Origin of the sequence: Tessaracoccus sp., from assembly GCF_016714275.1 — a bacterium.
Taxonomy (GTDB): domain Bacteria; phylum Actinomycetota; class Actinomycetes; order Propionibacteriales; family Propionibacteriaceae; genus Arachnia.
Genome location: NZ_JADJNP010000004.1, coordinates 497,497 through 516,312, shown reverse-complemented (window position 1 = coordinate 516,312; position 18,816 = coordinate 497,497). Strand labels below are relative to the sequence as shown.

Below are 18,816 nucleotides of genomic sequence, written 5' to 3'. Positions count from 1 at the left end.
GTGATGCGGTCGATGATCTGCTCCCTTCTCCGATGATTTGACTCTATCGCACGAGGTCCGGGACGGTGAGGCGGGAGGCGACGGCGATGGCGTCGGCCTGCATCCTGACCTCGTGCGTCCGGACGGCCCACACGCCGTGGAGCGCGCTCCAGAAGGTGAGGGCTGCGGTCGCGGCGTCGCGCCCCTTTGCGGGGCGGCCGTCGAGCAGGCCACCGAGGAAGGCTTTGCGGGAGGTCCCCACGATCACCCGGTGCCCCAATCCGACGAACCGGTCAAGGTGGCCGAGCAGCTCCCAGTTGTGGTCCCAGGTCTTCGCGAAACCGATCCCCGGGTCGAGGATGATCCGGTCCTCCGCCACGCCCGCGGCGAGCGCCGCGTCGCGGCGCGCGAGCAGCTCGTCGGCGACGTTGCGCACCACGTCGTTGTAGACGGCGGCGTCCTGCATGTGTGCCGAATGCCCGCGCCAGTGCATCAGGCAGACGTCCACGCCGTAGTCAGCCGCGACGCGCAGGAGGGCGGGGTCGGCGAGGCCACCGGAGACGTCGTTGATCAGGACCGCGCCGGCAGCAACCGCCTTCTCGGCGACCTCCGCGCGCATGGTGTCGACGGAGACGCTGACCCCCTCCGCGGCGAGCGCGCGGACGACAGGAAGGACCCTCGCGAGTTCGTCCCCGACCGACACGCGCTCTGCCCCGGGACGCGTCGACTCGCCGCCGACGTCGATGATGTCCGCGCCGTCGGCCACCAGGGCGCGCGCGTGCGCGATGGCGAGCGCCGGATCAAGGTACGAGCCGCCGTCGGAGAAAGAGTCGGGGGTGACATTGAGGATCCCCATGACCACGGTCATCGGAACCTACCTGCCGAGGATCAGGCTCATCGCCTCAGTGCGGGTGGCGGCGTCGCGCAACTGGCCACGGACGGCGGAGGTGACGGTGCTGCTGCCGGGCTTGCGGACGCCGCGCATGGTCATGCAGGTGTGCTCGGCCTCGACGACCACCATGACCCCGCGGGCATCGAGATGCCGCACGAGCGCGTCGGCGATCTGAGAGGTCAGCCGCTCCTGCACCTGGAGCCGACGCGCATAGAGCTCGACGAGCCGGGCGAGCTTTGACAGCCCCGTCACGCGACCGTCAGCCGAAGGGATGTAGGCGACGTGCGCCACACCCGTGAACGGCAGTAGGTGATGCTCGCACAGGCTGACGAGTTCGATGTCCTTCACCAGCACCATCTCGTCGTGCGCGATGTCGAACGTGGTGCCTAGCAGGGACTCGACGTCGCCGCTGTAACCGCCGACGAGCTCTCCCCAGGCGCGGGCGACCCGCTCAGGGGTCTCCTGCAGCCCATCCCGATCAGGATCCTCGCCGATGGCGGCCAGGATCTCGCGCACCGCGGCGGCGATGCGGGGCTCGTCGACGCTCACGGCTGCTGCGGGGCCGGCGGGACGCTCGGCGGCGCCCACGGGTTGACCTCGGAACCTGCCGGGAACTGCTCGGGTGGCGTCGGCAGTGAAACCGGCGCGGAACCCGAAGGCGGGACGTCGACCGGCGGCAGCTCCGAGGGAATGCGCAAGTCGGAGCCCGTCCAGGCGGAGCGCTTGTCGCGGCGGCGCAGCGGCTTGAACACCTCCGCCACCTCCTGCTTGTTCAACGTCTCCTTGCGGAACAGCTCGCGGACCAGCTCGTCGAGGACGTCGCGGTTCTCGACGAGGACGTCGAACGCCTCCTGATGGGCGGTGTGGATCAGCTCGGCGACCTCGGCGTCGATGACCGCCGCCATGTTCTGCGAGTAGGCCTCCGTGGAGTCGGTGCCGCGCATGCCCATGAACGGCTCGGAGTCGCCGCCGCCGAGCTTCACGGCGCCGATCTTCTCGCTCATGCCGTACTGGGTCACCATCGCGCGAGCCACCCTGGTGGCCTTCTCGATGTCGTTCGCGGCGCCCGTCGTCGGGTCGTGGAACACGAGCTCCTCCGCCGCGCGCCCGCCCAGCATGTAGGCCAGCTGGTCGAGCAGCTCGCCGCGGGTCTGCGAGTACTTGTCCGCATCAGGCATGACCATGGTGTATCCGAGCGCCCGGCCGCGCGGGAGGATCGTGACCTTCTGGACCGGATCGTTGCCGGGCATCGCGGCCGCGACGAGCGCGTGCCCGCCCTCGTGGTAGGCCGTGATCAGTCGCTCGCGGTCATTCATCAGACGCGTGCGCTTCTGCGGGCCGGCGATCACGCGGTCGATGGCCTCCTCGAGCTGCGGCTGGCGGATCATGTCGAGGTTCATGCGGGCCGCGAGAAGCGCGGCCTCGTTCAGCACGTTAGCGAGGTCGGCGCCGGAGAAGCCCGGGGTGCGGCGCGCGATCGACACGAGGTCGACGTCGCTCGCGAGCGGCTTGCCCTTCGCGTGGACCTGCAGGATGCGGGCGCGGCCCTCGGCGTCGGGCGCGTCTACACCGATCTGGCGGTCGAAGCGGCCCGGACGCAACAGCGCCGGGTCGAGGACGTCGGGGCGGTTCGTCGCCGCGATCAGGATGACGCCGCCGCGGACGTCGAAGCCGTCCATCTCGACGAGCAGCTGGTTGAGGGTCTGCTCGCGCTCGTCGTGACCGCCGCCCATGCCCGCGCCGCGGTGGCGGCCGACGGCGTCGATCTCGTCGATGAAGATGATGGCAGGCGCGTTCTCCTTCGCCTGCGCGAAAAGGTCGCGGACGCGGCTCGCACCCACACCGACGAACATCTCGACGAAGTCCGAACCGGAGATAGAGAAGAACGGAACGCCCGCCTCACCCGCGACGGCGCGGGCCAGCAGCGTCTTGCCCGTTCCCGGAGGCCCGTACAGCAGCACGCCCTTGGGGATCTTGGCGCCGAGCTTCTGGAACTTCGCGGGCTCCGCGAGGAACTCCTTGATCTCCTCGAGTTCCTCGACGGCCTCCTCCGCGCCCGCAACGTCCTTGAACGTCGTCTTCGGCGTGTCCTTGGAGACCAGCTTCGCCTTCGACTTGCCGAACGAAAGCGGCCCGCCGGCGCCCGAGTTCGACATGGACCGCATGATCCAGAAGAACGCGAGGATGAGGATAAGGAACGGCACACCGGTGTAGAGGAACGTCTGCAGCAGCCCGGGCGTCGGGTTGGTGCCCGTCCACTCCTCGAGCGTGCCCGCCGCCTTGCGCTTCTCCAGCAGCGGAATGACGTTGTCCACCTGATTGCCGACCCACGCCGACTGCGTGCGCTTGCCCGCGGAGTCCGTGACGCGGATCATCTGCTCGCCATCGACGAGCTTGACCTCTTTCAGCTTCGTGTCGCCCTCAAGCTGAGCGAGCGTCGTCGAGGTCGGCACGGTCTCGAACCCGGCCATGGAGCCGAAAAGCTGCATGCCGAGGATCAGGAAGAGCAGGCTGAGGACGATCCAGGCCAAAGGGCTCCTGAAAAACTTCTGCAAAACAATCCCGATCTGAAGTCAATGAATGCGCACCGAAACCTTACCAGCGCGCGCAATCGGAGCCTCTCAGCTGTAAACGTGCGGGGAGAGGGTGCCGACGTCGCGCAGGTTGCGGTAGCGGCCGGCGTAGTCGAGGCCGTAGCCGACGACGAACTCGTTGGGTATCTCGAAGCCCACGTAACGGACGGGGACCTCCATCTGCGCCGCGTCGGGCTTGCGGAACATCGCCATGATCTCGAGGCTCGCCGGCCCACGGGAGGCGAGGTTGCTCATCAGGTAGCTGAGGGTGAGGCCGGTGTCGATGATGTCCTCGACGACGATGACGTCGCGGCCCGCAAGGTCCACGTTCAGGTCCTTCAGGATGCGCACCACGCCGCTGGACTGCGTGCCCGCGCCGTACGAGGAGACGGCCATCCAGTCCATCTCGACATGACTGCGCATGGCGCGCTGCAGGTCGCTCATGACCATGACAGCGCCGTTGAGGACGCCGACCAGCAAAACCTCACGTCCGGCGTAGTCCTCGTCGATCTGGGCCGCGATCTCGTCGATCCGCGCCTGAATCTGCTCAGAGGTGAAAAGCACCTTTTCCAGGTCCTGCATGACGTCAGCTGCATCCACGGGCCAGAGCCTAGCGCGGGTTCTGCCTGGCGCGAGTTCATTGGTTTCGACAGTCGGGCACTCGGCTCCGTCGAATTGAGCCGCGGCGCAGCGCGGAGCACCGCGCGCATATCGAAGTCAACCAGCGGTGATGTGCAGTTCGCCGCCGACGCGAGCGACGGCGCCGCCCGGCAGCGCCGTCGGTCCCTGACCACGCCAACCGGTGACGAAGGCGTCGACGGCGAGGACGCCCTCGAACGACGGCGCGAGTCCCGCGTTGCGCAGCCACGAGCGGAGGACCCTCCAGCGCAGGGCGTCGGGCAAAGGGCGGAGGTCTTCCACGCGCAGCGCCCCATCCGGCACGGGGCGGTTCTCCTCCTCGGCGAGCGCGTCGAGGAGGTCGGCGTCGGCGCGGGCGAGGCGCGCGGTGCGGGCGAGGGCGGGGGCGACGTCGCGGCCGAGGTCTACGGCGAGCGTCGCAAGGGCGCGGCGGGCCCCGACGCGGGCGAAGGACGGGTCGTCGTTCATAGGGTCCTCCCACCACTCGACGCCCCAGGCGCGGCAGGCAGCCTCGGTGTCCGCGCGACGCAGGCCGAGCAGTGGGCGGCGGAACAGGCCCCGGACCGGGGCCATGCCCGCCAAAGAGCGGGTGCCCGAGCCGCGGAGCAGACCGAGCAGGACGGTCTCGGCCTGGTCGTCGAGCGTGTGCCCGAGCAGCACGGGTAGGCCGGGCTCGGCGAGCGTGGCGAGGCGGGCGTCGCGCGCGGCGGCCTCCACCCCGTCGGCGCCGGGACGCACCTCGACCCGCTGGGCGCGGGCAGGGACGCCGACAGCATCGAGGCGTGCGACGACCCGCCGGGCGACCTCGGCGGAGCCGGGTTGCAGGCCGTGGTCGACGACGACAGCCTCCGCCCGGGTGCCCGCTCGGCGCGCGGCCCAGGCGGCGCCGAGCGCGAGCGCGAGCGAGTCGGCGCCGCCGGAGCAGCCGACGACGACGTCGCCGTCGGGCAGGCCCGCCGCGACGGCGGTAGCGACGGTCAGCGCCGCGAGCGGGAGCTCACGCCTAGCCATGGACGCGCCTCAGCCATGCCTCGGGGTCCGCGATCTCCTCGGGCTTCGGCAGCGTCTCCGGTGCCGCGAAGGCCGCACGCAGCGCCTCGGGGCCGCCGCGGCGGGTGACGCGGCGGCAGAACTCGAGGCCCTCGCGGTACTGCGCGTCCTTGTTCAGCGAGCCGGCCAGCCGCCCGAGACGCGACCCAGACCCGGTGCGGGAGAACGCCTTCCTGAGCCGCTTCACCGTCGGCACGAGGCGGCGCCCCACTTCGTCTGCCACGTGGTCGGCGTGGCCCTCGAGGAAGGTCATGGTGGCGACCATCCCGGCCAGGCGTTCGGCGCCCTCCCCGGTCGCGATGATCGCAGCGGGGTCGCCCGTGCGGGCCCACCCGATGAGGCCCTCGAGGAGCGAGCTGTCGTCGTCGAGGACCGCCCGCGCGCCCTCCATCAGGTGCGCGCGGAGCCAGGGCGCGGCGCGGAACTGCAGCGCGTGCGTCTGCTCGTGCAGCGAGACCCACAGCCGGAAGTCAGCCGGGACGAAGCCGTGCGCCCGTTCCAGCCGCAGGATCGTGGGCGCCACGAGGTAGAGGGTGTCGGAGCCGGTGTAGCCGTCGTACTGGCCGAGGAGGCGGCGGCTGACGAAGCGCAGGCCCGCGCCGAGCGCCAGCCCGCTGCCGAAGCCGCGCAGAGTGGTGAGCGCACCGGGCGCCCGGGCTGGGAGGCCGAGGTCGGTGACCACGCCGTCGGTCATGGCACGTACGGCCTCGGCCCAGCCCGTCCAGTCGACGACGCGGACGGTGCCCGCGCCGACGGAGTCGAGACCGAGGTAGTCGGCGCCCGCCTCCCCCGCGCGGCGGGCGGTCACGCGGAGGCCGGCCACCAGTTGCCGGAGTTCCGGCAGGCTGCGCCCGGGAAGATCACGGCTGCCGAGCCGCGCGACTCGGCGGGCGAGCGCCCAGTCGACGGTGGGCGCGAAGGTGCCCGCGGGCGCGTCGTCGGCGCTCATCAGCACCCGCAGGAGGCGACGACGCCGGTCGCCTGATCGGCCCAGACCTTGGCGGCCCAGCCGTCGGGAGGACCGTTGATCATGAACGCGAACGACAGGAGCCGGCCGTCGGCCGTGGCGGTGGTGCCCGCCAGCGTCGACACCAGCGAAAGGGTTCCGGTCTTGGCGCGCGCGACCCCGCGGGCGGGCTCGGCGATCGGGTCGGTGAAGCGGTCGGCGAGAGTCCCCGTGACGCCTGCGGTGGGGAGGCCGTCGAGGAGGACCGATAACCGCTGGTCCTGCTCGGACAGCGCGACGGCGCGGGCGAGCATGCCGGCAGTCACCCGGTTCTGCCGCGAGAGCCCCGAGGAGTCGTGCAGCACGGTGCCCTTGTCCCACAGGTCGAGAGGCTTCAGCTGTTCCTCGATGGCGGCGACGGCGCCCGCGAACGTCGACGGGTGGCCCGTGTGGACCGCCAGTTGGAGACCCATGATCTCCGTGAACGAGTTGTTGGAGCGGTTCATGGCCGTCTCCATCAGCACGTGCACTGGCAGGGACTCGACCCGTGCGATCTCCTCCCCCTTGGCCGCCGCCTTCTTCGGCTCGCCCTTCTTCACCGTCACGCCATGCTTCTTCAGCTGCGCGGCGAAGGTCTTGGCTGCGTCCACGGCGGGCTCCCTGCTGCGACCTCCCTCGGCGAGGCGCCCCTCGTCGACCCAGAGCGCGCTGAGCTGCGTCACTTGGTCGCGGTACATGCCTGGCCAGGTCTCGTTCCACCCGGGCTCGGAGAAATATCCCGCGTTGAACCCCAGCGTCACCTTCTTCTGCCCCGCAGCCAGCAGCACCTTCGCGGTGGCGGCCGCCAGCTCCTCCGTGGTCGCCGGGCGCGGATAGGGACGCGCCTTGTCCGGCACGCTGCGCAGCAAGGGGTCTCCCCCGCCGACGAGCACGATCCTGCCCGGCTCCGGCTGCAGGACCCGCGTCGCGAACCTCTCGCTGCCGTCGAACGCGCTGAGCACCGCGATGGCCGTCAATGTCTTCGTGTTCGAGGCCGGGATGAGCGGCTTGTCCGCCTTGCTGGACGCGACGACCTTGCCGGTCGCCGGATCGACGACCTCGTACGCGACCGTCACCGGGGCTCCGTCGAGGCCCTTCAGCTTCTTCCTGTCCAGCGCCTGCAGCTTTCGGCCCAGCGCCTTCGGATCGGGTTTTGGGCCTTCGGCGACCGCGGCGCCGCCGACGAGCCCCGTCCCTGGCGCGGGAGGCTCGGTTTGGTCGTCGGGGTCTGTCTGCTTCGGTGGCTCGAGGGCCCCCGCCGGGAGGCTGGTGGGCGCGCCTTCGCGGGACAGTCCGAGCGCCGCGAACGCCTGGGCGTGGAACACGACCCCCGAGAACCCGGCGGCCAGCAGCGCGCCCACGAGCAGGCCGACGACGGCCCACTCCCACACGCGACGACTCCGCATCAGGGCATGTCCCCGGAGGCGTCCGAGCATTGCGAGGGACTGTGAGACATGCCCTTTTGCTCCTTCTCGGGGTATCCTGCTGGCGATAGCGGCCCTGCGGCATGCGCGGGCGGCAACCTTCATCATAGGAGTGTCAAGAGTGAGCGAAGACGCGCCGGTCGGCCTGACCCCGATCGACCCCGGTCGCCGGATCCTGTTCGACGTGACCGTGGAGATCCCCAAGGGCACCAAGAACAAGTACGAGATGGATCACAACACGGGACGCATCCGCCTCGATCGCACTCTGTTCACGTCGACGCAGTACCCCTACGACTACGGCTTCGTCGAGGGAACACTCGGCCAGGACGGCGATCCGCTGGACGCGATGATCATCGGCAACGACCCGACGTTCCCGGGCTGCCTCGTCGAGTGCTACGCCGTCGCCATGTTCCGCATGACCGACGAGATGGGTGGCGACGACAAGGTCCTCTGCGTCGCCACGGCCGACACGCGCCGCGAGCACATCACCGACCTCAGTTCCGTGCCCGAGTACATGCTGCTCGAGATCGAGCACTTCTTCTCGGTCTACAAGGACCTCGAGCCGGGCAAGTCTGTCGAGGGCGCCACCTGGACCGGCCGCGAGGACGCCGAGACGGAAGTGGCGGCGTCGTTCGAGCGCGCGAAGGGCACGCCTTACGAGCACCACCACGTCAATCTCGCCTGATTCGAAGCGGAGTCCACGGCCGATGAGCCGCTACCTGATGCTGCGCACGCCGTCGGCCAACCGCGTCTACGCCGGGGAGGCCGGGCCGCTGACCGCCGCCGAACTCGAGTTGACCGCGCGTTTCGCGCGGGAGGTCGAGGAGGCCGACGTCGCGGGGGTCGGCTATCTGTCGTTCGAGGCGGATGAGCTGAACGAGGGCCACCTGGAGGCGATCGCGCGGCAGTCGGCGTGCTTCGCGCTGTTCCAGTCCGACGGCGACCTCCTCCGCCCCGTCGAGCTCCCCCGCACGTTCGTCCTCGACGACGATCTGGTCACCATCCCGAAGTACCAGGGCAAGACCAATGAGCAGTTCACGCAGCTTCTTGTGGGCGTGACGTTGTCGGCGGTGACCCGCGAGCCCACCGGCCCTCGCCAGGTCCTCGACCCGTTGGCGGGCCGCGGCACCACGCTGTCGACGGTGCTGCGCCTCGGCCACGACGCGTACGGCGTGGAGGGCGACGAGAAGGCGTTCGAGCAGATGGCCGCGTTCTACAAGACCTATCTCCGCAGGGCGCGGATCAAGCACAAGGCCGACACGACGGCGGTTCGGCGCAACGCCAAGACCATCGGCCAGCGCTTCGACGCGACCCTCACCCTCGACGACCAGCGCCTCCAGGTGACCGCCTTCACCGGCGACACCCGCGACTCCGCCGCCCTGTTCGGAAAGAAGAAGTTCGACGCGATCGTGACGGACGCCCCGTACGGCGTGACACACGGCTCGCACACGGATGTCCGCGGCGTCAGCGGCCGCCGCGACCGCTCCGCCGCCGGCCTGCTCCGCGAGGCCGTCCCCGTGTGGGCGGATCAGCTGATGCGCGGCGGCGCGCTCGGCCTCTCATGGAACACGCTGGGCCTCGCCCGCGAGGACCTGGCCCGGTTCCTGACCGACGCCGGCCTCGTCGTCCAGGAAGGCGGCGCCTGGGAGCGGTTCGCGCATCGCGTCGACTCCTCGATCCGCCGGGACCTGATCGTCGCCGTCCGACCATAGCGCGGCTGCCTGCGTCGCTTTCGAGAACAACTCACCCGCAGTGCGGCTGCCTGCGTCGGCATAGCGACGCACGGAGCCGCGCTGCGCCAATTCTGACGGGAGCAGCCGCAGTGATCTGACCGCAGCGCGGCGCTCTACCCGATGAGGTGACGCAGGGCGGCCTGATACAGCTCGACGAAGCGGTACTCGCGCGCGCCGGCGGCGTCGGCGTCGAAGTCGTCGTCCGCGGCGCGGAAGTCGGCGAGCGACTCCCCCGGCGCGATCGTCGGAACGGCCAGCTGATCGACCAGGTTCTCCTCCAGCAGCGCCTGGACATCCGTGTCGGCCCGGAAGGCGCGGGCCTTGTCGGCCAGCATCAGGTAGGTCTCCATGTTCGCCTTTGCGGAGTCCCAGATGCCCTGCATGCCCTCGGTACGCGATGGCTTGTAGTCGAAGTGGACAGGGCCGTCGTAGCGCGTCGCCTCGGGCGAGAACGGGAAGCCGTTGACCAGCAGATCGACGGTGAAGAACGCGCTCAACAGGTCGCCGTGTCCGAAGGCCAGGTCCTGGTCGTACTTCAGGCCCTTCTGGCCGTTGAGGTCGATGTGGAACAGCTTGCCGCTGAACAGCGCCTGGGCCAGCCCGTGGGTGTAGTTCAGGTTGGCCATCTGCTCGTGGCCGACCTCGGGGTTGAGGCCGACGATATCGCCGTGGTCGAGGTCGGCGATGAGGCCAAGCGCGTGACCGATGGTGGGCAGGAAGATGTCGCCGCGGGGCTCGTTCGGCTTCGGTTCAAGGCCGATCCTGAGGCCGTACCCCTGGTCCTTGATGTAGCCGGCGACGGTGTCGAGGCCCTCCTTGTAGCGCGCCAGCGCAGCCCACAGATCCTTCGAGGAGTCGTACTCGGCGCCCTCGCGGCCGCCCCACATGACGAAGGTCGTGGCGCCGCACTCGGCGGCGGTGTCGACGGCGTCGAGCACCTTGCGCAGCCCAAAGCGGCGGACGGAGCGATCGTTGGCGGTCAACCCACCGTCCTTGAAGACCGGGTGCGAGAACGTGTTGGTGGTGACCATCTCGATGGTCAGCCCCGCCTTGGCCGCGGCGTCGCGCAGTTGGCCGATGCGTGCCGCGCGCACCTCCTTCGGCGCGTCGAAGGCGTAGACGTCGTTGTCGTGGAACGTGATGCCCCACGCCCCGAGCTCGGCGAGCTTTTCGGCGTACTCCCACGGATCCAGAGCCGGACGCGACGGGCCGCCGAAGGGATCGGTTCCCGTCCACCCGACGGTCCACAGGCCGAAGGAGAACTTGTCTTCGGGGGTCGGCTTACGCATCTGTGATGCTCCTCTGCACTCGTACGACGAACGACACCGTCCATTTTTTGTTGTCTGAAACAACTTAAAACACCGTTGGCGAGATGTCAACTAGGGTCTGTTGCGGAAACGGTGGCCGTAGCGAGCAGCATCCTGGTGCGTCGTATGCACGGCCCAGGAGGAAGACGCTAGCCGGCCCTCCCGTCGACGAGTGCAACGAAGCAGACGGCGTGCCAGGGCGCTGCGCAGTAGGCCATCTTCCGCTTTCGCGACAGGCCCTAGTGGTCTGTCGCCCCTGAGGCCTGGGATAGGGAGCGGCGGTGTGCGGAGTACCAGGCGAGGCGGAGGAGTGAGGCGATGCGGTGTCTGGCCGCGAAGGCATACCGGGACGAGGACGTGACAGATCTCGGGCATGATGGCTGCCAGCGGAAGGAGACCCATGACATCACCGGTCGGCATGACCCAGTCCTCCGTACGATCCTCGAACCTCGCCCTCGTGCTCGGCTGCATCCTGCATCGGGACGGACAGCTCTCCCGGGCCGATATCGCCGCCCAACTCGGCATGACGCGCTCGACGGTCTCCCGCCTCGTCGACGACCTCATCACGGGCGAGGTGGTCGCGGAGCTCGAGGCGATCAGCGGAGCCCGCGGCCGACCGGCCGTTCCGCTCCAGATCCGGCCGGGAAGCACCCTTGGCCTCGGCCTGGAGATCAACGTCGAGCGCCTCATCGCGACGGTCGTCGACCTCGCCGGCACGCCGCTGTCCGTCGTCCGCGAGGACCTCGACGTCACACTGCTCGCACCCTCCGAGGCGATGGCACGGCTCTCCCGCCTGGCCGGTGCGGCTCTCTCCGAGGCGCCGTCGACGGGGCGCCTCGCCGGTGCCGCGCTGGCCTTTCCGGGCCTGGTAGACCGCGACGGACGCACGATCCTCCGCGCGCCCAACCTGGATCACTGGGAGGGAGCCGCACCCGCTGAGCTCTGGCACCTGGACGGCCGGTACGCCGACATCGCGCTGCGGACCGCCAATGACATCGACTGCTCCGCCATCACCGTGCTGCGCGAACAGCCCGGCTCGTCCTTCATCTACATCACGGGCGAGGTCGGCATCGGCGCCGCGATCTCTCTCGACGGACGACTGCTGACCGGGCGCCACGGGTGGGCAAGCGAACTCGGCCACGTCTGCGTCGACCCGCGGGGCGAGCGGTGCGGGTGCGGCGCCGTCGGATGCCTCGAGACCGTCGCCGGGTCGCGCGCGATCCTGCGGCGCGCCGGGCACCCGGACTTCGACTCTCTGCTGGCCTCGCTGACCGAGGGCGACCCGCGGTCGAGGGCCGTCGTCGAGCGCGTCGCGGAGGCGCTGGGCATCGCCTTGGGCAGCGCGCTGAACCTCCTCGACGTCACGACGGTGAACCTCGGCGGTCACCTCGGGCTCCTCGAGCCACAGCTTCGGGACCCGCTGCAGCGCACGCTGGGCGAGCGGGTGCTGTGGGCCGGCTACTCGGAGATCGAGATCGCCGTCATCGACGAGGCCCCGTTGCGGGCCGCGGTGGGCGCCGGCATGGCAGCGCTCGGCGGCGTGACGCAGGATCCGGCCGCGTGGATCGAACCGAACCTGCCCCACTGACCGTGCGGCCCGCCTACCGCCACGGACGCACCGCACGGTAGGCCTGGAGCACTTCAGGGGTGGCCGGCGCGGGCGGCAGGCTCGAGAGCCCCACGGGCCAGGCGGGCGGCGTCGACGCCGCTGACGCGGCCCAGGCCGCCTGGCGCGCCGCGCCGAGCGCGACATACTCCCCCGGCTCCGGCAGGAGCACCGGCACGGGAAACAGCCGACGGGCGGCGTCCTGCACCGCGGGCGAGGCCGCCGCGCCGCCGGTCAGCAGCACCCGCGACACGGCGGCCGTCGCGCGCGTCAGGCACTCGAGCGCATCGACCAGGGAGCAGATCACACCCTCAACGGCCACTCGCGCGAGGTTCTCGCGAGTGAGCGAGGCGAGCGTCATGCCGTGCAACTCCCCCGTGGCATCCGGAAGGTTCGGCGTCCGCTCGCCCTCGAGGAAGGGCACGTGAACGAGCCTGCCGGCGCCCGGCGTGGCGGCCAGGGCGAGCGCGGCGAACGCGTCGTGCCCTACTCCGAGCAGCCGGGCGATGGCGTCGAACACCCGCGCGCCGTTGAGCGTGCAGACAAGGGGGAGGAACCTCCCGGTGGCGTCCGCGAACCCCGACACGAGGCCCGACGGGTCCTTGGCCGGGGCGTCGGACACCGCGCACGCCACGCCCGACGTTCCGATCGAGACCACGGCGTCGCCGGGTTCGAGGCCCATGCCCAGCGCCGACCCCGCGTTGTCGCCCATGCCGGCTCCGACGGCGACCTCGCGCCCGCCGAGCACGCCGACGCCCACCTTCTCTCCGGCCGCGGCGATGCGGGGCAGCACGATCTCAGCCGCGGCCGCCTCGCTGATGCGCAGCGCCGCGGCGAGGATGTCGCGTCGGTACTCGTTCGCGGAAGGATCGAAGTAGCCCGTGCCGGAGGCGTCGGACCGATCCGTCACCAGGTCCTGGATGCGGCCGGTGCCGAGGATCTTCCAGGTCAGCCAGTCGTGCGGAAGCGCGATGGCTGCGATGCGCGCGGCCTGCTCGGGCTCGTGGTCGGCCAGCCAGCGCAGCTTGGTGACGGTGTACGAGGCCACGGGGACGGAGCCGACGGCCTCGGCCCACCGCCCCGCGCCGGCGGCGCGGTCACCGTCGCCGAACTCCGCGACGAGTTCCTCAGCGGCTCCTGCGGAGCGCGTGTCGTTCCAGAGCAGCGCATCCCGTATGACCTCGCCCCGGGCGTCGAGACACACCATTCCGTGCTGCTGGCCCGCCACCGAGACCGCGACCACCGCGCTGAGATCGACCTGCGCGGCGGCTTCCAGGAGCGCAAGCCACCACGCCTCCGGGGCCACCTCCGTTCCCGGGGGATGCGTCGCCCTGCCGGACTCCACGATCCGCCCGGACTCGGCGTCCACCACCACGACCTTGCACGACTGCGTCGATGAGTCGATACCCGCCACCAGCGTCATTGCCACTCCTCACGATTTTGTTGCACCACAAGAGTAAATGATGACGGGGTGATGCAGCCCGGAAATGCCACGCCGATACGATCGCACGGCTCTGGTTTCCCCGGGGCCCATGGAGTTTTGACACAAGAGTGCCGCTCCTGTGCCCAATTGGGCACAGGAGGACCGGTCGTGAGTCAAAACTCCAGGCAGCCGAAGATCACCGCTCAGCGCAGGAGGCCAAGCTGGTGGGCGCGGGCGATCGCCGCGGCGCGCGTGCCCACCTCGAGCTTGAGGTAGATCGACGCCAGGTGCGCCTTGATCGTGCGCTCCCCCACGTAGAGGGCGCCGGCCATGTCGCGGGTGCGCAAGCCGTCGGCAGCCAGCCGCAGCACCTCCCTCTCCCGCGCGGTCAGGCCGACGCGAGCTGCGGCCTCTGCGTCAGAGGCCTCGGCGATGTCGAGGTCGCGCGGCGCGAGCACGCGGGCGAGCAGGTCGGCGTGGAGCAGCGCGTCACCCGCCGCCGCGGCGCGGATGGTGCTCTCCAACTGCTGGTGGTTGGTGTCCTTGAGCAGGTAGCCACGGGCGCCTGCGCGTAGGCCACGCAGCAGGAGTTCGTCCTCGTTGAAGGTGGTGAGGATCACGACGGCGGTGTCCGGGTGGTGGGCGCGCAGCCGCTCCGTCGCCTCGATCCCGTCCACGCGTGGCATGCGGATGTCCATCAGCACGACGTCGGGGTCCAGGTCCGCGACGGCGGCGAGCGCCTCCGCGCCGTCGGCCGCCTCGCCCACGACCTCGATGCCGTCGCTGGTCTCGAGCAACAGCCGGAGCCCTTGGCGGACGACCTCGTGGTCGTCGACGAGCAGCACGCGGATCATCGCCGAACCTCCAGACCGACGACGGTCCGCCCTGGGCGCGAGTCGACGAGCAGCGCGCCCCCGATCAGCACGGCGCGCTCGCGCATGCCGACCAGCCCATAGTGGCCGGGGCCGACGGCGTCCTGGTCGAACCCGCAGCCGTCGTCGACGACCTGCAGGCTGAGGCCTGCGGCGCCGTCGGAGAACTGCACGAGCACGTGTTCCGCGTCCGCGTGCCGGGCGACGTTGGCGAGGGTCTCGTCGAGCACCCGCAGCAGGTGCTCGTGCGTCTCGGACGCGAGCGTGGTCTCGCCGCCGATCTCGACCGCGCTGCCGATCTCGACCGTGCTGCGGATCCCCGTCTCGCGGGTGAAGCGGGCGGCCCGCGCTCCGATCTCGGAGGCGAGGTCGTCGGGGTTGCGTCGCAGGTCGTCGATCGCCCGTCGAGAGGAGGCCAGCGTGGAGCGCGCGCCGGCGAGCGATTGGTCGACGATCGCCAGCGCGCGGGCCTCGTTGCCGCGCGCGAGATGGCCCCGCGCGGCCTCCAGCTGCAGCGCGATGCCGGTCAGCCCCTGGGCGAGCGTGTCGTGCAGCTCGCGGGCCATGCGCTGCCGCTCGGCGCGCCGGGTCAAGTCGGCGACCTGCGCGCTGGACGCGCGCAGTTGGGCGGCGAGCATCTCGGCGCGGACACGCTCGGCCTCCGCCCGGTTGTTGAGGATCACAAGCACGATCACCGTCGCGGCCTGGATCCCGAACTGGTTCAGCGGGAGCGCCCAGTCTGCGGGCGGGGTGAACAGCAGGATGCACGCGGCCGCGGCGGCCAGATAGGCGCCCGCGAGGACGAATCCCCTCCGCGTGTTGCCCCAGACACCGAGCGCCTCGCCCGCAAGGCACAGCAGCGCGGCCTCGGCCAGCCACACGTCGACGCCCGCGACCGCCCGCGTGCCGATCAGCACCGCGACGAGCAGCACCTGGACGGCGACGTAGGCCGGCCACCAGCTCCGGCGTCCCCCCGATAGGCCGTTGGCCCAGAACGCGGCGACGAGGAGCCCGACCACGACGGTGACGGCGGCGGAGACGCTCGCGTGCCCCTCCGCCGACAGCCGCCTGACGGTCTGCCAGGTCAGCAGGACAAGTACCCCGGTGACGAAGAGGTAGATGGCGTGCGCCCCCAATTCGGCCCGCGGCAGGTGGCGCCATCCGCGCTCCAGCGTCGCATCCGCTTCGCCCGCCATCTTTCCTCCTCTGCCCGGCATCGTGTGCCGACGCTCCCGATCGTATTGCCCGCAGTCGGGCGGCGACATCGGCCGAACGGGCCGCCTTTCGGGCGCCCCGTCGGCCGATGCCGGACACCCTGCCCGCTCCGTAGCGTCGAGGCATCGTCCAAATCCGAGGAGGAAGACCATGACGCTCGTCACCCGCATCGCGCTGCTGACCGGGATCACCGCTGCGACGGTGTTCACCGGTGGCCAGTGGAATCTGCCCGTCGCCGCGTGGGTCGGCGCGGTGCTCACCCTGCGCTACTACCGGGCGACGACCCGCCCGGTGCTCGACTTCTTCGTGGTCGCTGCCCTCGTCGGGGCGGCCGGCGCGGTCGCCTGGCACGGCGTTGTCCCCTCCGTGGTCACCGCACCGCTGCCCACCGCCGTCATCCCCGTGGCCGGCGCATTCGTCGGGATGCTGGTGTTCGTGCTCGACCGGTGGGTGCACCGTCGGGCCGGGGCGACGACGCTGGCGTCGCTGGTCTTCCCCGCGGCGTGGACCGCGGTGGACACCCTCACCACGGGAGGCGCGGAGGTCGGCACGTTCGGCTCGCTGGCCTACACCCAGATGGGCGCCCCGCTGATCCAGCTCGCCGCGTTCGGCGGTCTTCCCCTCGTGGTGTTCGCGCTCGGCTGGGCCGCGAGCCTCGCGGCGCTCGTGTGGGAGCGGTGGGGCGAGGTGCCGCGCTGGGCATGGGGAGCCTCCGCGCTCCTCGCCCTCGTCCTGCTCGGGGGAATCGTCCGCCCCCTGGCGGCACCCGCCGTCGAGCGCGTCGTCCACGTCGCGGGCGTGTCGCTGCCCAACGGGGCCATCACCGAGGCGCTCGCCCTCGACTCCGACTCGGGGGCCTTCGCCGATGTCGTCGCCGGCACGCACGCCCGGCTCGCGGCCGAGGCCGAACGCCTGGCGGTCGCCGATGCCGAGTTGATCGTCTTCCCGGAGGCGGCAGGGTTCGGCGCCGAGGCCGACATCGCGCGACTCCGCGCTGCGTTGGCCGACGTCGCCCGCCGGCACGGCGTCTGGATCGTGCTGCCCCTGCTCAGCGTCGACGCGCAACCCGTGAGGAACTACGTCGAGGTGCTGGACCCTCGCGGCGAGGTGGTGCTATCCCACGTCAAGTACGGCGGCAACGCGTTCGAGGGATCGCTGCGCGGCGACGGCAACCTGCAGGTCGTCGACACACCGTTCGGGCGACTGAGCGCGGTGATCTGCTGGGATGCCGACTTCCCCGGCGTCATCGGTCAGGCAAGCGACTTGGGCGTCGACCTGATGGTGATCCCTGCCAACGACTGGTATGAGGTGCGGCGGATCCACGCGGGGATGAGCGTCGTCCGCGGCATCGAGAACGGCATGGCGGTGTTCCGCCAGACCGGCTCGGGGATCAGTATCGCAGCCGACGCCTACGGCCGCGAGCTCAGCTGGGTGGACTCGTTCGCCGCCTCCGATCGGGCCCCCGGCGAGCAGCGCGCGGAGATGCCCGTCGGGGCAGTCTCGACGCTCTATCCGACGATCGGTGGCGCCTTCGGTCTTGTCGCCGGCGCCGCGACGGTGGTCCTGCTGCTCTGGCTCCTGACCGACCTCATCGGCCGCCGTCGCGCTGCCCGTCGAAGCTAGGCCCTGTCACGAAAGTGGAAATGGCCTACTGCGCGACGCCCTGGCACGCCACCTACTTCGTTGCACTCGTCGCCGTTAGGCACCGCTAGCACCAACCTCCTGCGCCTTGTATCTGACGCACCAGGACGCCGCTCGCTCCGGCCGCCACTTCCGTAACAGACCCTAGTGCCGGAGTCCGCCGAGCGGACTTGACCCCGCGGACGCGCGCAAATAGTGTCTCCGGCATGGACAAGCGCTGGTACGCGTATCGGAGTGGCTCTGGAGGAGCCGACCGCCGATAGCGCCCGCGCCTCCAGAGCCACAGGCAGATCCTCGCCCGAGGGTCTGCCTTCGTCGTTGCTACGACGGTGGCCTGGACAAATGGGTTCCCGTCGGGAAACAGGAATCCGCATGAACGCCACTCACGACCTCCATATCGCCTCCCTGACCCCGTTGCCGTCGCCGGTGCGGCTGCGCGACGACCTGCCCATGACCGAGGCGCAGGAGAACGCCGTGACGGCCGCCCGCGCCGATGTCGAAGCGGTGCTGCGCGGTGACGATGACCGGCTGCTCGTCGTCGTCGGTCCGTGTTCGGTACACGATCCGCTTGCCGCCGTCGATTACGCGCGCCGACTCGCGCAGGTCGCCGAGAAGCACCGCGACGACCTGTTGGTCGTGATGCGGGTGTACTTCGAGAAGCCGCGTTCCACGGGCGGGTGGAAGGGGCTCATCAACGACCCGGCTCTGGACGGCACCCACGATGTCGCTCGGGGCGTACACACGGCACGGCGGCTGTTGCTGGACGTCATCGACATCGGCCTGCCCGTGGGGTGTGAGTTCCTCGAGCCGATCAGCCCGCAGTACATCGCCGACACCGTCGCGTGGGGTGCGATCGGGGCGCGCACGACAGAGAGCCAGATCCACCGGCAACTCGCGTCGGGCCTCTCGATGCCGGTCGGGTTCAAGAACGCGACCGACGGTGACATCGAGGTTGCGATCGACGGCTGCACCGTCGCCTCCCAGCCGCATGTGTTCTTCGGTACCGACGAGGACGGCGCCGCCGCAGTCGTCTCCACCACCGGCAACGGCGCAGTACACATCGTGCTGCGCGGGGGACGGGGAGGCCCGAACTACGGCCCCGTCGACATCGAGCGGGCGGCAGGGCTGCTGGAGCGGGCCGGCCGGCCAAGGCGACTCGTCGTCGACGCCAGCCACGCCAATAGCGGCAAGGACCATCTGCGCCAAGCGGAGGTGGTCCGTGAGCTGGCCTCTCAGATCGCCGGAACCGGCGATATCGCCGGGATCATGATCGAGAGCTTCCTCGTCGGCGGCAGTCAGACGCTGTCGGCCGCGACCCGCAATGCCCTGGTCTACGGCCAGTCGGTCACCGATGCGTGCATCGATTGGGAGACAACCGCAGCGTTGCTCGGCGACCTGGCCGCTGCCGCGCGGATCCGGCGGGAAGGGGGCTTCAGTGCAGTTGAGCCCGCCGCGTGACGTCGGTCGCCGCCGCGCC

General features: G+C 70.6%; 16 protein-coding genes. 5 read left to right on the top strand and 11 right to left on the bottom strand.

Features of this window, described 5'->3' with window-relative positions; all coding sequences use genetic code 11:
• Nucleotides 1-43 precede the first annotated feature (43 nt).
• The 7 genes from folP to dacB form a co-directional block, all read right to left on the bottom strand.
• Nucleotides 44-847, bottom strand: coding sequence for a dihydropteroate synthase (gene folP, locus IPJ61_RS16635; protein ID WP_297110163.1), 804 nt, complete (start codon nucleotides 845-847; stop codon nucleotides 44-46).
• 6 nt (nucleotides 848-853) lie between these two features.
• Complete coding sequence (gene folE / locus IPJ61_RS16630) at nucleotides 854-1,420, bottom strand: GTP cyclohydrolase I FolE (RefSeq protein WP_297110992.1); 567 nt, start codon at nucleotides 1,418-1,420, stop codon at nucleotides 854-856.
• Nucleotides 1,417-3,432 carry an ATP-dependent zinc metalloprotease FtsH gene (ftsH, locus tag IPJ61_RS16625; RefSeq protein ID WP_366505869.1) on the bottom strand — a complete coding sequence of 672 codons (2,016 nt, stop codon included), beginning with the start codon at nucleotides 3,430-3,432 and terminating at the stop codon, nucleotides 1,417-1,419. The genes folE and ftsH overlap by 4 nt, the downstream gene beginning before the upstream one ends.
• A 60-nt stretch (nucleotides 3,433-3,492) precedes the next feature.
• Entirely contained in the window at nucleotides 3,493-4,026 is a 534-nt protein-coding gene (gene hpt, locus IPJ61_RS16620) for a hypoxanthine phosphoribosyltransferase (RefSeq protein ID WP_459251311.1), read from the bottom strand.
• A gap of 135 nt (nucleotides 4,027-4,161) precedes the next feature.
• The gene (gene tilS / locus IPJ61_RS16615; RefSeq protein ID WP_297110157.1) at nucleotides 4,162-5,094 is read right to left on the bottom strand and encodes a tRNA lysidine(34) synthetase TilS; all 933 of its coding nucleotides are present in this window, start codon (nucleotides 5,092-5,094) and stop codon (nucleotides 4,162-4,164) included.
• Nucleotides 5,087-6,082: a zinc-dependent metalloprotease gene (locus tag IPJ61_RS16610; RefSeq protein ID WP_297110153.1), complete on the bottom strand. Its 996-nt coding sequence runs from the start codon at nucleotides 6,080-6,082 to the stop codon at nucleotides 5,087-5,089. The genes tilS and IPJ61_RS16610 overlap by 8 nt, the downstream gene beginning before the upstream one ends.
• Nucleotides 6,082-7,524 carry a D-alanyl-D-alanine carboxypeptidase/D-alanyl-D-alanine endopeptidase gene (dacB, locus tag IPJ61_RS16605; protein ID WP_297110151.1) on the bottom strand — a complete coding sequence of 481 codons (1,443 nt, stop codon included), beginning with the start codon at nucleotides 7,522-7,524 and terminating at the stop codon, nucleotides 6,082-6,084. Before dacB ends, IPJ61_RS16610 begins: the two co-directional genes overlap by 1 nt.
• A gap of 163 nt (nucleotides 7,525-7,687) precedes the next feature.
• Between dacB and IPJ61_RS16600 the strand changes: the two genes are divergently transcribed.
• Together IPJ61_RS16600 and IPJ61_RS16595 are read left to right on the top strand one after the other, a co-directional pair.
• Nucleotides 7,688-8,227: an inorganic diphosphatase gene (locus tag IPJ61_RS16600; protein WP_297110988.1), complete on the top strand. Its 540-nt coding sequence runs from the start codon at nucleotides 7,688-7,690 to the stop codon at nucleotides 8,225-8,227.
• A gap of 22 nt (nucleotides 8,228-8,249) precedes the next feature.
• Nucleotides 8,250-9,254 carry a TRM11 family SAM-dependent methyltransferase gene (locus IPJ61_RS16595; protein ID WP_297110148.1) on the top strand — a complete coding sequence of 335 codons (1,005 nt, stop codon included), beginning with the start codon at nucleotides 8,250-8,252 and terminating at the stop codon, nucleotides 9,252-9,254.
• Nucleotides 9,255-9,388: 134 nt separating this feature from the next.
• Here IPJ61_RS16595 and xylA read toward each other — a convergent pair whose 3' ends face one another.
• On the bottom strand, nucleotides 9,389-10,564 hold the full coding sequence (gene xylA, locus IPJ61_RS16590) for a xylose isomerase (protein ID WP_297110145.1): 1,176 nt from the start codon (nucleotides 10,562-10,564) through the stop codon (nucleotides 9,389-9,391).
• 418 nt (nucleotides 10,565-10,982) lie between these two features.
• Here xylA and IPJ61_RS16585 point away from each other — a divergent pair, with 418 nt between their 5' ends.
• On the top strand, nucleotides 10,983-12,170 hold the full coding sequence (locus IPJ61_RS16585; protein ID WP_297110140.1) for an ROK family transcriptional regulator: 1,188 nt from the start codon (nucleotides 10,983-10,985) through the stop codon (nucleotides 12,168-12,170).
• Between the two features lie 13 nt (nucleotides 12,171-12,183).
• On the opposite strand, the gene xylB is transcribed toward IPJ61_RS16585, so the two are convergent.
• The 3 genes from xylB to IPJ61_RS16570 all read right to left on the bottom strand — a co-directional run bounded on the left by xylB (nucleotide 12,184) and on the right by IPJ61_RS16570 (nucleotide 15,679).
• Nucleotides 12,184-13,611, bottom strand: coding sequence for a xylulokinase (xylB, locus tag IPJ61_RS16580; protein ID WP_297110137.1), 1,428 nt, complete (start codon nucleotides 13,609-13,611; stop codon nucleotides 12,184-12,186).
• Nucleotides 13,612-13,814: 203 nt separating this feature from the next.
• A complete protein-coding gene (locus IPJ61_RS16575; RefSeq protein ID WP_297110135.1) occupies nucleotides 13,815-14,465 on the bottom strand; it encodes a response regulator transcription factor in 651 nt (216 codons plus the stop codon).
• Nucleotides 14,462-15,679 carry a sensor histidine kinase gene (locus IPJ61_RS16570; RefSeq protein WP_297110132.1) on the bottom strand — a complete coding sequence of 406 codons (1,218 nt, stop codon included), beginning with the start codon at nucleotides 15,677-15,679 and terminating at the stop codon, nucleotides 14,462-14,464. Before IPJ61_RS16570 ends, IPJ61_RS16575 begins: the two co-directional genes overlap by 4 nt.
• A gap of 169 nt (nucleotides 15,680-15,848) precedes the next feature.
• Here IPJ61_RS16570 and IPJ61_RS16565 point away from each other — a divergent pair, with 169 nt between their 5' ends.
• A complete protein-coding gene (locus tag IPJ61_RS16565) occupies nucleotides 15,849-17,321 on the top strand; it encodes a nitrilase-related carbon-nitrogen hydrolase (protein ID WP_297110130.1) in 1,473 nt (490 codons plus the stop codon).
• A 390-nt stretch (nucleotides 17,322-17,711) separates the two neighbouring features.
• Nucleotides 17,712-18,797, top strand: a complete 1,086-nt coding sequence (locus IPJ61_RS16560; RefSeq protein WP_297110126.1) for a 3-deoxy-7-phosphoheptulonate synthase — start codon at nucleotides 17,712-17,714, stop codon at nucleotides 18,795-18,797.
• The last annotated feature ends 19 nt before the right edge of the window (nucleotides 18,798-18,816 follow it).

Coding starts and splice junctions, on each gene's coding strand:
- IPJ61_RS16585 (WP_297110140.1), top strand. CDS start 10,983: ATGACATCACCGGTCGGCATGACCCAGTCCTCCGTACGATCCTCGAAC.
- IPJ61_RS16560 (WP_297110126.1), top strand. CDS start 17,712: ATGAACGCCACTCACGACCTCCATATCGCCTCCCTGACCCCGTTGCCG.
- IPJ61_RS16565 (WP_297110130.1), top strand. CDS start 15,849: ATGACGCTCGTCACCCGCATCGCGCTGCTGACCGGGATCACCGCTGCG.
- IPJ61_RS16575 (WP_297110135.1), bottom strand. CDS start 14,465: ATGATCCGCGTGCTGCTCGTCGACGACCACGAGGTCGTCCGCCAAGGG.
- IPJ61_RS16570 (WP_297110132.1), bottom strand. CDS start 15,679: ATGGCGGGCGAAGCGGATGCGACGCTGGAGCGCGGATGGCGCCACCTG.
- xylA (WP_297110145.1), bottom strand. CDS start 10,564: ATGCGTAAGCCGACCCCCGAAGACAAGTTCTCCTTCGGCCTGTGGACC.
- tilS (WP_297110157.1), bottom strand. CDS start 5,094: ATGGCTAGGCGTGAGCTCCCGCTCGCGGCGCTGACCGTCGCTACCGCC.
- dacB (WP_297110151.1), bottom strand. CDS start 7,524: ATGCGGAGTCGTCGCGTGTGGGAGTGGGCCGTCGTCGGCCTGCTCGTG.
- IPJ61_RS16610 (WP_297110153.1), bottom strand. CDS start 6,082: ATGAGCGCCGACGACGCGCCCGCGGGCACCTTCGCGCCCACCGTCGAC.
- IPJ61_RS16595 (WP_297110148.1), top strand. CDS start 8,250: ATGAGCCGCTACCTGATGCTGCGCACGCCGTCGGCCAACCGCGTCTAC.
- folP (WP_297110163.1), bottom strand. CDS start 847: ATGACCGTGGTCATGGGGATCCTCAATGTCACCCCCGACTCTTTCTCC.
- hpt (WP_459251311.1), bottom strand. CDS start 4,026: ATGCAGGACCTGGAAAAGGTGCTTTTCACCTCTGAGCAGATTCAGGCG.
- xylB (WP_297110137.1), bottom strand. CDS start 13,611: ATGACGCTGGTGGCGGGTATCGACTCATCGACGCAGTCGTGCAAGGTC.